Raw genomic sequence first — 11,033 nt, 5'->3', positions numbered from 1 at the left:
CACGGCCGGGAGGACGTCAAGAAAGGCTGAACGATGCGACGACGACGACGACACAAGGACGAGGAACGCGATTACGACGAGGCCGATCTCGAGGTCGGGCCCCCGAAGGACCACGCGGCAGGCCCGACCGCCGTCGCGGTGTCGATGAAGCGCGCGCTCGAGCACATGGGCGTGGTCCGCACGGCCGAGACGTTGCTGCAACTGAACCAGGCCGAGGGGTTCGACTGCATGAGCTGCGCGTGGCCCGATCCGGAGCCGGGCCACCGGCACGCCGCGGAGTTCTGTGAGAACGGCGCCAAGGCGGTGGCGGAAGAGGCCACCCGCGACCGCGCGACACCCGAATTCTTCGCCCGCCACAGTATCGCCGAGCTCGACTGCCACAGCGAGCACCGGCTGGGGCAGCAGGGCCGGATCACGCACCCGATGGTGAAGCGGCCCGGAGGAACGCACTACGAACCCATCGAATGGGACGAGGCCTTCGCCCTGATCGGGGATCAGCTGAACGCCCTGGACAGTCCGGACGAGGCGATCTTCTACACGTCCGGCCGGGCGTCCAACGAGGCGGCGTTCGCGTACCAGCTGTTCGTCCGCGCGTTCGGGACGAACAATCTGCCCGACTGTTCCAACATGTGTCACGAATCGACCAGCATCGCGCTGCAGGAGTCGATCGGCATCGGCAAGGCCAGCGTCACGATGGACGACGTCTATCAGGCGAAACTCATTGTGCTGCAGGGGCAGAATCCGGGGACCAACCATCCGCGAATGTTGTCGGCGCTGGAGAAGGCGAAGCAGAACGGCGCGAAGATCCTCTCGATCAACCCGCTCCGCGAGGCGGGCCTGGTCAACTTCAAGAATCCGCAGACGCCCCGCGGCATGGTGGGCCCGGGTACCGACCTGTCCGACATGCATCTGCCCATCGCGCTGAACGGCGACCTCGCGCTGCTCCAGGCGTTCGGCTCGCTGCTCGTCGAGTGGGATGCCCTCGACCACGAGTTCATCGAACAGCACACGATCGGATTCGAGCTGTGGAAGCAGCACGTCACCGACATCGACTGGGACGTCGTCACGCGCACGACCGGGCTGTCGCGGGAACAGATCACCGACGCGGCCCGGCTCCTGCGGGATTCCGACGCCACCGTGTTCTGCTGGGCGATGGGACTCACCCAGCATCACAACTCGGTGGCGATCATCAAGGAAGTCACCAATATCGCTCTCGCCCAGGGAAACATCGGCAAACCCGGTGCCGGGCTGCTGCCGGTGCGCGGGCACTCGAACGTGCAGGGCGACCGCACGATGGGGATCTGGGAGCGTCCGCCGCGGCACTTCCTGGACGCGCTCGCCAAGGAATTCGACTTCGACCCGCCGCGCGAGAACGGCTACGACACCGTCGATTCCATCCGGGCCATGCGCGACGGCAAGGCCCACTTCTTCCTCGGACTGGGCGGCAACTTCGTCCAGGCTGCCCCGGACACCGACGTCACCGCGGCCGCACTGCGCAAGACCCGGATGACGGTCCACGTCTCGACGAAGATCAACCGCTCGCATCTCGTGTGCGGTGACACCGCCCTGATCCTGCCGACACGGGGGCGCACCGAGCAGGATGTCCAGGCCGGTGGGCCGCAGTTCATCTCGGTCGAGGACTCGACGTGCTCGGTCCACTCCTCCCGTGGTCCGTTGAAGCCGGCCAGCCCGCATCTCGATTCGGAGGTCGGTATCGTCACCCGCATCGCCGAGGCCACGATCGGCGACCGCTACGGTCTCGAGTGGAAGAAGATGCGGGACGACTACGCGAACATCCGCCTGCACATCTCGCGGGTGGTGCCCGGCTGCGAGGGGTACGAGGTGAACGTCCGCCGGCCGGGCGGGTTCGTCCTGCCGCACCCGCCGCGCGATTCCCGCACGTTCCCCACCCACTCGGGCCGCGCGGAATTCGCGGTGTCCCCGATCGAGGTGCTGCAGGTGCCCCCGCGGCACGTGATTCTGCAGACGATCCGCAGCCACGATCAGTTCAACACCACGATCTACGGGCTCAGCGATCGCTACCGCGGAATCGAGGGCGGCCGCCGCGTGATCTTCCTGCACCGCGACGACATCGCCGCCCTCGGATTCGACGACGGCGACATGGTCGACCTCTTCACACACTGGGCAGAAGACGACCGCGTCCGCTGCGCGCACGACTTCCGGATCGTCGAATACGACACGCCCCGGGGTTCGGCCGCCGCCTACTACCCGGAGACCAACCCGCTCGTCCCACTCGATTCCACGGCGGTCGGCAGCAACTGTCCCACGTCGAAGTCCGTCATCGTTTCCGTGGAACACGCCGGCAAATACAGCGCCGAATGCCCACCGGAGGCGAGCCAGGACGAGGTCGGATCGGACCGATTCCACAAGGCGACCCCCCAACCGAAGCACCTCTCCTGACGTGAGTGGCATCGTGTGCCCCGGCACGCTTTCCCACTCACCTGCGCAGGTGAGTGGCAATGTGTGCGGGGGTGCGCATCGGCGCTCACGTCACCGGGCGAACCGGACATTCTGCACTTACAGTGAATGACTGTGACCGACTCCGTGCTGTCGCCCTGATCGCCGTCATCATGGCCGCGGTGGCCCTGGCGCGCGGCGCCGCCGTCGTGGAGGACACCGGCACGGATCCGGCTCAGCCCCTGTCCTGTTCGCGCAGATAGGCCGCCAACGGTTCGTGGCGTTGTATGCGTGACACGGCGATTCGACGAGCCGCCACCCACATCAGCGCGGAGACGCCTACGGCGACTGCGACGCACAGAGCGAAGTCCGCGGTGCCGATGCGCGTGTGCACATCGGCCGGTCGCACGAGGCGCCACAGCACGACCGGGACGACGGCGATTGCCACCGAGAACGCCGGGAACACCCCGTACGGCACCACCAGCAGGATCAGCCACCGGACGACGACGGTGCGCCACCGGGCGCGTTGCTCCCACCGCCACCGCAGCGACCGCTGGTGGTACGGGAAGAACACCCCGACCAGACTCGACCCGGCCAGTGCACCGAACGGGCACAGCGCCACCGCGACCACCACCACCGCCGTGAACAGCCAGTCCTGCTCGACGACACCCACGGCGATCGCGATGGTCGCGCAGATCGGGGCGATCAACATCCACAGAGCCACCGCCTTGGCGGCGAGCAACGCACCCAACGCGTCCCGGTCGTCGAGCGCGGCGAGAACCCGCTCACGGTCCGGTGCCAGCACGTTGGTGGCGGTGACGTCGGCGTACATCCAGCCGGCGAGGGCCAGGGCGAAACCCGACGGTCCGGTCCACTCGAACAACCAGTTCCGCGGCAGTAGGAACCAGGCCCCGATCATCAGGACGGCGTTGAACGCGACGGTCGCAAGGGTGTCAGCCGGGTTGCGCCAGATCCTGATCCACTCCGCGCGAAGAGCGGCCATGCCGTTCAGCGTAAAGCGTCGGCGGGCCGTCGGAGCCGTGTCGGCAGGATCCCGGACGATCGGGACGCCGGTCCCTTCCACCTGGGACATCGGGTCGGCGACAGTGGTGCGATCCGAGAGAAAGGCCTGTCGTGACCATCGACGACGAGGAGGCGGCCGGGTCCGCGACCCTGATGGACAGCCTCCCCGACCGCCACCGGACGGTGCTGCGACTCCGGCTCGCGCACGGCCTCCCGGCCGCCGAGGTGGCACGCATCCTCGGGACGAACGTCGAGGGCATACTCCTCCTCCAGCACGCGGCGCTCAACCTCCTCCGGCGGCAACTCGCCGCGGGGGCAGTGCGCGGCGGCGAGGGGCCGGCAGGCGGATGACACTGATCGACGCTGCGAGATCCCGCGGTGCTGCCACTTTCACGTCGTCTCGGCGGCGTGCCGCGGCATTCGTGGAGTTTGCCGACCCACAGGTTCATTCTGAGGAGGGTCGGAAAGGAGAGCCACAATGATGACAATCATCACCAGAGTTGTGCTTCGCGAGGAGGGAGCCGAGCGATGGGACGGCGCAATGCATGAGCGGGTTGCTGCGGCGCGTGAAAAGCCGGGGTGGATATCAGCGCAGCTTCTCAAGGGGGTCGATGAGCCACTCGAGCGCGCCATCGTCGGTGTCTGGGAAACGAGAGAAGACTGGTCGGCCTGGCATCATGACGAAGCCTTCCGCGCGACTCGTGACGAGCTCGTGGGACTTGAAGCCGGCCAGATGGATTCCACGTGGTTCGAGGTGGTCCAGAACACTGCGACTGAAGAAGACTGATCGGGGTGTCGGTAGCTACCGGCTGGAACAGAGCACGTGTGGTCCGGGCGTGCTGATCGAGCCGCGCCCGGACCACCAGGGATCCGGTTGTGCCGGACTTTCGGTTCGGCGGTGCATATCCGGATTCGTCGAAGCATGCTCCGTTGAATGTTCGACGAAGTGAAAAGGAGTTCCGTCCCTCACGAACTCGTGTCGGGAATGTGACGCTGCTACATCGCCATCCATGCGTTGGCATGCTCAACGTGCGGTCGCGCTCGACGACGCCCCCTGACCCGGCCTGCCTGCTGTCGCCGGTACCCACGCGCCGACGACGAACACCGTTCCGGTGTCCCGGATCTGGCTGCAGCGAAGGGCCGCCACCTGAGCGCGGCCTCCTACTCCGCAACTGCGAGAGGGTGGGCCTCCGCGTGCGATGCGTCGGCTTCGACGGCGCGGGTGACGCGCATGAGGGCGACTGCCACGAGGGCCGCGAGCAGGAGGGGCACGATGACCGCCAGGTACATCGCGCGCGGCGTCATCACGCTGAGCGCGTAGCCCGCGACGATGGGCGACAGGATCGCTCCAGCGCGCCCGATGCCCATCATCGCGCCGTACCCCTTGGCCCGCGCGAGCACCGGGTACACGGCCGTCGAGGTGGAGGTGTATCCCGAAAGCCCCGCGAAGATTCCACCGCCGAGCAGCGCGGCCATCGCCAACGCGAACGGACCCTGAAGCGTGACCGCGAAGGCTGCAATCGCCACGGCGGACACAAGGGAGGTTGCGAACGCGATCCGCGCACCCGGGAACCGCAGACCGAACGCGCCGAAGAGGCTTGCTCCAACAACCGAACCGACGCCGATCATGATGCCTGCCAAGGCGCCACTGCCCGCGTCCCCGCTGGTTGCCTTGATGAGCTGCGGCGTCCACGTGCTCACGAAGTAGTACCCCGCGGTGAGCATCGAGTAGCCGAACACCAGCAGGAGCGTGCGCGCTCGCAGATTCCGGCCGAGGAGGCGGGTCGGGGCCTCGGGGTCAGCCGCGACGTGGTCACCTGCCCGAGGTGCATTCTTGCGTGCGAGGAATTCGGGGGATTCGCGGAGAAAGGCGACGGTCACGATGAACGACACAATCCCCAGCCCTGCGCCGATCCAGAACATGCCCTGCCAAGCCCCACCCGCCAGGGCGATGAGCCCGGCACCGGCGAAGCCGGCCAGCAACGTGCCGAGCGGGTACCCGATCATGACCATTCCGACCGCCACACTCCGGCGATTGGCCGGGGCGGCCTCCTGGCAGCGGACGATGATGACGACGCTGATGGTGCCGATCGCGATGCCCGTGACGAAGCGAGTCGCGAGGAGTGTCTCGAAGTTGATCGAGAGGGCCGACCCGGCCAACCCGAGGGTGTTGGTGGCGAGGCCGACCAGCAGGACGCGTCGTCGGCCGAAGACGTCCGCGTAACGCGCGAGGCCGATCGCACCCACCGCCATTCCGGCGAGTGCGGCACTGATCAGATACCCTTTCTGAGGGTTGGTGGCGAAGCCCTCCGGCAGGTGCGGCATCGCAAAACCCATCACGAGAACGTCGTAGCCGTCCAGCATATTCAAGAACATGCAAAAGAGCACCGTCGCAAGCTGATACGGGCGCATGCCCGTCCGCGCCGGCCAATCCTTGGTCCCGCTCATCGGGTCCCTCTCGCTCGAAGTGTCGAAGTGTTCTGGCTGTAATTCCTGGGGACGTTTTCCTCATGACGTCTGGCCATGGGCCCGCCCTCGGCCGGAGGGAATCAGACTTTCAGCAGGGCTGCGAAGTCGGAGGCGGGCTGGTCGGGGTCGCCGTTCTGGATGGTGTGGAGGAGGGTGTTGCCGCGTTCGGTGCCGAGTGAGGTGGAGGTGACGTCGCGGAATTTCGCGTCGAGGTCGTGTTGGGACATGGGGTTTTCGGCGGTGCCGGTGGGGTTGTCGATGAATAGGTGTTCGGTGGTGCCGTCGGTGTAGGTGACGGTGATGTCGCCGACCCAGCGGCCGGGGTAGGCGGTGTCGAGTTCGGGTTTGACTTCGATCTTGACCTTCTGGGCGAGGGCGGCGATGTCGCTGCCGGGTCCGATGTCGAGTTGTCCGGCCAGGTAGGCGTGGTGGGTGGCGAAGCCGTTGCCCTTGCCGAGTGCGGAGAGGGCGAATTGGAACGGCAGGCTGTATTGCAGGTGTTCGATGATCTTGGGTGCGTAGGCGTTGGCGTTCTTGTTGCCGATGACGACGTCGCCGCCGGTCTGGATGCCGAGGAGTATGGAGTCGATGTCGGTGGCGCGGGCGGTGAGGTGGCGGGCGCCGTCGATGTAGGCGTGGTTGATGCCGCAGCAGCAGTAGGGCTTGATCCAGATGCGGGTGATTTCGAAGGTTCGGTCGGGGCCGAAGGTGGCGGCGGCGTCGTCGGTGACGGGGCGGCCGACGTAGGTGCGGTAGAAGCCCTTGCCGCCGGTGAGGAAGGTGGTGGGGCCGGTGATGCCGGCGGCGGCCATGTCGGCGGCGCGGATGCCGTTGCGGGTGCCGATGCCGGAGTGGACGCGTTTGATGGAGCCGCCGGAGGAGGTGTATTCGGTGGTGCCGGAGGCGTGGCTGAGGGCGATGGCGAGGGCGTGGGCGGTGGTCTCGGCGTCGAAGCCGCGCATCTTGGCGGCGACGGCGGCGGCGCCGAAGTTCGAGAGCAGTCCGTGGGGGTGGAAGCCGCGTTCGAGGAGTTCGGGTGCGGCGAGGTTGCCGATGCGGGTGTAGACCTCGTAGCCGGCGACGATGCCGGTGATGACCTCGGCCATGGTGGCGTCGAGTTCTTCGCCGATGGCGAGGGCGGCGGAGACGACGGTGCTGCCGGGGTGTGAGGAGCTGGCGCGGTGGGCGTCGTCGTATTCGAAGCCGTGGCCGTAGGTGGCGTTGACGAAGGCGGCGTCGGCGGCGCTCATCTTCTCGCCGGTGGCGGCGACGTGGGATTTGCCGGGGGCGTGCGCGGTGCGGGTCAGTGCGAGGACGGCCTGGCTCCAGGGCAGTGATGCGCTTCCGATTTGGAGGGCGAGTTGGTCTTGCATGAGGCGGCGGGCGCCGGCGAGTGCGTCGGCGGGGAGGGTGTCGAAGGTCAGGTCGGTGACGAGCCGGGCGAGGGCTTCTTCGACGGGTGGGAGGGTGCCCATGTGTGTGTCCTTTGCGGTGTTCGGGGCGGGAGAGCGAACCGGGCGCTCAGGCCGCCGGGGTCAGTGGGAGAAGCAGCGCCGCGACCACGTCGTCGACCTTCTCCAGCGCAAGGATGTCGTCGACCATCGCCTCGACCACCCGCTCGCTGAGCGGCAGCACCGAGAACGGGACGCACATCCGGAACTTGTCGATGAAGTCCTGCTCACTGAACGGGTTCTCCGGGTGCCCCTTGACGTACACGTGCTCGGTCACGATCTTGCGGCCGTCTCGCAGCGTGGTCGTGAGCCGGGCTCCCCAATCCGACACGGACGGGTCCTCGGTGGCCGAGATCGTCGACATCAGCTCGCGGACGTCCTGGCGTTGCCGGGCTTCGGCCGCGTACGACTGCAAGAAGACCTTCTTGTCGATCGCAGCGGTCGCGACGGCGTACGGCAGGCTGAACTGGCACTCCGGAACCGTCTGTGGATGCCACTTCTTGTCGGTCGGCTCGCACACGGCGCGCCAGCCCGAGGTGGAGACATCGATGTGGATCTCGGCGATGTCGCCGGCAGCGAAATCGTGTGTGCGCATCTGTTCGAGGATTCCGTCGATCGACGAGTGGGAGAAGTAGCAGGCGCTGTAGCCCTTGGTGATGATCTGCGTCATTTCCCAGCGCTCGCCCAGATCGCGAGTGAGTGCATCGGGATCCGTTTGCCAGCGGGCCGTGCGCAGGTATCCGTTGGCACCCGTCAGCACCTCCTGCCGCGGTCCGGTGATGCCCTTTTCTGCGAGTAGGCAGGCGGTGATCGCGGATTGGCAGACCAGACCGTGGTGCACGCGGACCATCAGGGTGGCGGGTGCGTAAATCGCCATCGTGTGGGGCTGGGTCATCGTGCGTGCGATCCCCTGGGCATTCTCCAACTGTTCCTGGGAGAAGCCGAGGAGCTTCCCGACCGCGGCGACAGCCCCGAATATGTAGTGGCCGCCACAGTCATTGGACTTCACGGCCGAGCTGATGAGCTTGTAGGCGGACCCCACGCGAATGAGAGTCTCCTGGCCGACTACCAACGCCGTGAGAAACTCCTCTCCGGTGACGTTCGGCCGCAGGCCGGTTGCCGCGAGCAGGCACGCAACGATGTATTCACTGATGTGGCCCGCTTCTTCGTGAAGATCGCCGCAGTCCATCGCGCGAGGCATCGGCCCGATCGCCAGTGCCGCCTCCGTCGCCGGGACGCGGCCGCCATAGAACGGCAAGACGGACTGTGGTGTTCCGCCCTTGTCTTTGACCATCTCCACGATCGCCGGGATGCCGTCCATGCCCGAGCCGCCGATCATCACGGCCATACAGTCCAGCAGGGTGTGCTTTGCGTGGCGGACGACGTCCTCCGGCAGATCCGTGTAGCCGGTCTGCACAGCCATGCGGCACAGAGTGCTCATCGGGTCTTCTGAATTCTGGATCTCGTATCTGGTCATTTACTCGGGCGTCCGTCCTGCGCCGACCTCGACCTCGAGGCCGGTCACGTATCTCGCCTCGTCCGCTTCGTTTCGCGTCCGAGGTCGCCGCTCTCATTCCGTTTTCTGTCAGGTCGAGATTCGCTCACCGCCGAAGCAGACGGAAGTAGCTTTCTCGGTCAACGAGAAACAATTAGTGAGACCGATCTCAACAACGTGGAAGAGTGGGGCAGCTCATGTGGGGTCGGTGGCGTGCCGGATCTGCTGCATCAGCAGGGTCAATCGGGGGTTGGTGTGCCCGCTGCCTGCAAGGAACGCCCGGGAGATGCCGCGGGCGGTCGTGTGCAGTGCCGGCAGCAGATCGGACGGCACGCCCACACCGAACGGCGTCGTGACGGACAGCGCGGCGAGCGCGGTACCGTCGTCGGAAAATATCGGCACGGCGATTCCGGTGGCGTCGGGCGAGATCCATTGCCGTGCGACGACATACCCGACTCGACGGGTCTCGTATACGATCCGTGCAAGTTCGGTGCGGTCGACCACGGTGTGCTCGGTGAAGCGAGTGACCTTGGCCTCCTCGAGGATTCGCTCCCGCACTTCCGGCGGCGCGAAGGCGACGAGAACCATGCCGGGAGACGACGCCAACGCGGGTAGGCGAACGCCGGGTTGCGTCACGTTCGTGGCGCTCGGCTGCCGCGACGACAGGGTGTCGACGTTGATGACGTCGTTGCGATCGAGTATCGACAGCAGGGTGGGCGCGTTGACTACGTCTCGCAGATCTTCCATGTAGGGGAGCGCGATCTCGCGGAGTGTGAGGACGCCTGACGATCTGGTCACGATCTCCCACAACCGCATTCCGATTCGGACCCGGCGGTCGGCGTCGCGGTCGAGGATCCCGAGGCCGACGAGTTCCGTGACGATACGATGCGCCGACGGGATCGGAATGTCGGCCTGGCGTGCGATCTCCGACGCGGTCAGGGAACTACCGGCGTCCTTGAACGCTTCGAGCACGCGCACGACCCGCTCGATCATCGACTCGCCACGCGCCGGCATCGGCTGATCACCTACCTGAATCCGCAGGACCATTCTGAAGAGAGCTACCCGAACGCTCCAGTAGAGTCCTCGCACGCGGATCGAGCATGTGTGGACGGAGAATGACTTTACTCGCTCGCCCTAGGCGTTGAATCGGGCGGATTCGGGAATCGGGCAGTGCCATCGCACCACGCGTGCCCGATCCGTCCATTCGGTCGGGGACCTCACTCTGTGAAGTGCGGATGCCTCCGCGCCTCGAAGGCGGCGATGCCTTCCGCCGGGTCCCCTCCGGCCATGGCCCCGACAACTGTCTCTCGCTCGAGGTGCAGACCAAGATTCAGGGTGTTGTGGAGCGCACCACGCCCAAGCCGTTTCATGGCTGCCAACCCGGGCCGGCTCCGGGAGGCCAAGACGCTGCAGTATTTGGTCGCTTCTTCGTCCAATCGCTCGGGGTCTACCACGTAGTTGACGATCCCCCAGCGCAGCGCGGTTTCGGCGTCGATCCATCGGCCTGAATACATCAGGTCGAGTGCCCGGCTGAGTCCGATGAGCCGCGGAATCCGCTGGGTTCCACCCCAGGCCGGCACCAGCCCGTATTGCACGTGCTGATCGCCGAAACGAGCGTCGCTCGCAGCGAAGACCACATCGCAGCACAGTGCCAGCTCGAGCCCGCCCGCGAGAGCGAGGCCCCGGCACGATGCGATCACGGGCAGTGGGCTGTTCTCCAGTCGCTGCAAGGTCTCGTGGACCAGTAGAAGGAAGTCGTCGAGCAGTGTCGGGTCTCGCATCATCACCTTTGCTTCTGCGAGATCGCCCCCGGTGCTGAAGTGTCTACCCTGCGCGGTGATCAGCACAGACCGGACGCCGGAGTCGGGCTGCTCGAACTCGTCAATTGCCGCACGAATGGTTTCGAAGGCTGCCCGGCTCAGCGCATTGAACTTCTCGGGCCTGCTGAGTTCGATCACGCCGGCAGCGCCGCGACGGGTAACCGTTACGTGGCCACCGGCGATCGGTGTGGTCGTTGCTTCAGGTGCCACAACGTCTCCGTTTCTCATCGATGTCGTTCGGTCGACGGAAGTGACGACCGGTGGATGGACGGTGCCTGGGTTTGGACCGGCTACTAGGCCGGACCGTCAGTCGCGCCGGGCAGTCGAGAACCGCGCACGTGGGGAATGTCGTGAACT

9 protein-coding genes are annotated in these 11,033 nt (G+C 66.3%); 3 read left to right on the top strand and 6 right to left on the bottom strand.

Going from position 1 to position 11,033, the window contains the following annotated elements; translation table 11 throughout:
• The first annotated feature begins 33 nt into the window (after positions 1 to 33).
• The gene (locus tag AZG88_RS05165) at positions 34 to 2,421 is read left to right on the top strand and encodes an FdhF/YdeP family oxidoreductase (protein ID WP_061043480.1); all 2,388 of its coding nucleotides are present in this window, start codon (positions 34 to 36) and stop codon (positions 2,419 to 2,421) included.
• Positions 2,422 to 2,653: 232 nt separating this feature from the next.
• Here the strand turns inward: AZG88_RS05165 and AZG88_RS05160 are convergent, their stop codons facing one another.
• Positions 2,654 to 3,421 (bottom strand): hypothetical protein, encoded by a 768-nt coding sequence (locus AZG88_RS05160; protein WP_061043484.1) that lies wholly within the window; start codon positions 3,419 to 3,421, stop codon positions 2,654 to 2,656.
• 131 nt (positions 3,422 to 3,552) lie between these two features.
• Here AZG88_RS05160 and AZG88_RS05155 point away from each other — a divergent pair, with 131 nt between their 5' ends.
• Positions 3,553 to 3,792 (top strand): sigma factor-like helix-turn-helix DNA-binding protein, encoded by a 240-nt coding sequence (locus AZG88_RS05155; RefSeq protein WP_061043481.1) that lies wholly within the window; start codon positions 3,553 to 3,555, stop codon positions 3,790 to 3,792.
• Positions 3,793 to 3,919: 127 nt separating this feature from the next.
• A complete protein-coding gene (locus tag AZG88_RS05150) occupies positions 3,920 to 4,228 on the top strand; it encodes an antibiotic biosynthesis monooxygenase family protein (protein ID WP_005250101.1) in 309 nt (102 codons plus the stop codon).
• A gap of 374 nt (positions 4,229 to 4,602) precedes the next feature.
• Here the strand turns inward: AZG88_RS05150 and AZG88_RS05145 are convergent, their stop codons facing one another.
• From AZG88_RS05145 to AZG88_RS05125, 5 genes are all read right to left on the bottom strand, one after another.
• Positions 4,603 to 5,817: an MFS transporter gene (locus tag AZG88_RS05145; RefSeq protein WP_231913831.1), complete on the bottom strand. Its 1,215-nt coding sequence runs from the start codon at positions 5,815 to 5,817 to the stop codon at positions 4,603 to 4,605.
• A 173-nt stretch (positions 5,818 to 5,990) separates the two neighbouring features.
• Positions 5,991 to 7,385, bottom strand: a complete 1,395-nt coding sequence (locus tag AZG88_RS05140; RefSeq protein WP_061697101.1) for an MmgE/PrpD family protein — start codon at positions 7,383 to 7,385, stop codon at positions 5,991 to 5,993.
• 46 nt (positions 7,386 to 7,431) lie between these two features.
• Positions 7,432 to 8,784 carry an MmgE/PrpD family protein gene (locus tag AZG88_RS05135; protein ID WP_231913829.1) on the bottom strand — a complete coding sequence of 451 codons (1,353 nt, stop codon included), beginning with the start codon at positions 8,782 to 8,784 and terminating at the stop codon, positions 7,432 to 7,434.
• Between the two features lie 267 nt (positions 8,785 to 9,051).
• Positions 9,052 to 9,870: an IclR family transcriptional regulator gene (locus AZG88_RS05130; RefSeq protein WP_025433481.1), complete on the bottom strand. Its 819-nt coding sequence runs from the start codon at positions 9,868 to 9,870 to the stop codon at positions 9,052 to 9,054.
• Between the two features lie 203 nt (positions 9,871 to 10,073).
• Positions 10,074 to 10,886, bottom strand: coding sequence for an enoyl-CoA hydratase/isomerase family protein (locus AZG88_RS05125; RefSeq protein ID WP_197436213.1), 813 nt, complete (start codon positions 10,884 to 10,886; stop codon positions 10,074 to 10,076).
• Between the last annotated feature and the right edge of the window lie 147 nt (positions 10,887 to 11,033).

This window comes from Rhodococcus sp. LB1 (assembly GCF_001583455.1).
GTDB classification, from domain to species: domain Bacteria; phylum Actinomycetota; class Actinomycetes; order Mycobacteriales; family Mycobacteriaceae; genus Rhodococcus_F; species Rhodococcus_F opacus.
This window is presented reverse-complemented; position numbering and strand designations above follow the sequence as displayed.